A 262-nucleotide genomic window follows, 5' to 3' on the forward strand; every position below is an offset into this window, starting at 1 on the left:
AGTTGATTGGTCACAACTGGACGGATCCGAGCGATACGAAGGTGTATGTGGCCAACTCTCTTGGCGTTTGTGCACAGCAACCGGACCTTGAAGGATGCGGTGTAACAGTCAGTCCGGGTGCTGGAGGGTTTTACAAGAACGGTGATTGGCTTGCTTTCAACGGATCTGTATCGGGAGCTGGTCTGCACGTAACTGGGCCTGGTAATAATTTTCAGGTTGATGGCGGATCTCGACTGGTGGGGGAAATTACCGCAGAAACCGG

Annotated in this window: 1 protein-coding gene; it reads left to right on the forward strand. The window is 52.7% G+C overall.

Features of this window, described 5'->3' with window-relative positions; translation table 11 throughout:
• A partial coding sequence (locus CSR02_RS16600) for a hypothetical protein (protein ID WP_167384115.1) occupies positions 1-262 on the forward strand: 262 nt, incomplete at both ends.

The sequence above is a fragment of the Acetobacter pomorum genome, from assembly GCF_002738225.1.
In the GTDB taxonomy this organism is placed as follows: domain Bacteria; phylum Pseudomonadota; class Alphaproteobacteria; order Acetobacterales; family Acetobacteraceae; genus Acetobacter; species Acetobacter pomorum.